This is a genomic window from Idiomarina sp. UBA4206, assembly GCF_002383015.1.
Classification (GTDB): domain Bacteria; phylum Pseudomonadota; class Gammaproteobacteria; order Enterobacterales; family Alteromonadaceae; genus Idiomarina; species Idiomarina abyssalis.
The window spans coordinates 94165-95271 of the sequence record NZ_DFTS01000009.1; the positions used below are offsets into that span (position 1 = coordinate 94165).

Consider the following 1107-nt stretch of genomic DNA (forward strand, 5'->3'; position numbering starts at 1 on the left):
ATGTCCGAGTTCATGGAGAAGCATTCGGTTGCTCGTCTGGTTGGTGCGCCTCCTGGCTATGTTGGCTATGAAGAAGGTGGTTACTTAACCGAAGCCGTGCGGCGTAAACCCTATTCGGTAATTTTGCTCGACGAAATTGAGAAGGCTCACCCAGATGTCTTTAATATCTTATTGCAGGTATTGGACGATGGCCGCTTAACCGATGGGCAAGGGCGCACGGTCGATTTCAAAAACACCGTTATTATTATGACCTCTAACCTTGGCTCCGATTTAATTCAGGAGCATGCCAAAGAGCATACTTATGAGCAGATGAAGGCTGAGGTAATGGAAGTGCTGGCGCATCATTTCCGTCCGGAGTTCATTAACCGTGTGGATGAAACCGTTGTTTTCCATCCTCTTGGAGAAAGTGAAATTCGTTCTATTGCGCAGTTCCAGTTGCAGCTTCTTTATAAGCGCCTGGAAGAAAAAGAGTATCAGCTTGAGTTGGATGATGACGCTTTATCTCACCTTGCAAGAACTGGGTTCGATCCTGTGTTCGGGGCGCGGCCTCTGAAGCGTGCAATTCAGCATGAACTGGAAAACCCGTTAGCGCAAAAAATCTTGTCAGGGGAACTTGAGCCTGCTAAACCGATCAAAGTAAGTGTTGAAAATGAGCGGTTAGTGATCACTCAATAACCACACAGGGCTTCGGGCATTTCCTGTTCGAAGCCCTAATGTGATAACCTGACTACTTTCATATTAGTGACTAAAGAGTGTTTTATACATGAGTAATGACAGCTCAAATGCCAGTGGTAAGAGCCGCGGTATCTATTTATTGCCAAACTTGTTTACAACTGCAGGCCTGTTTTCGGGCTTCTATGCCATAGTTGCGTCAATGAACGATCGCTTTATTGAGGCGGCTGTAGCAATTTTTATCGCAATGGTTTTTGATGGGCTGGACGGTCGGGTTGCAAGAATGACCAATACAGAGAGCGATTTCGGTGCTGAATTCGACAGTATGGCTGATATTGTATCCTTTGGTATGGCACCTGCTTTGGTCATGTACAACTATGCCTTGGCTGATCTCGGAAAAATTGGCTGGTTAGCGGCATTTATTTTTGTGGCTGG

At 46.0% G+C, this 1107-nt stretch carries 2 protein-coding genes; both read left to right on the forward strand.

The window, feature by feature from the left end; genetic code table 11:
• A partial coding sequence (locus tag B3180_RS01900) for an AAA family ATPase (RefSeq protein ID WP_286842624.1) occupies positions 1–675 on the forward strand: 675 nt, incomplete at its 5' end.
• A gap of 88 nt (positions 676–763) precedes the next feature.
• The coding region (locus tag B3180_RS01905; RefSeq protein WP_286842627.1) for a CDP-alcohol phosphatidyltransferase family protein at positions 764–1107 on the forward strand (344 nt) is incomplete at its 3' end.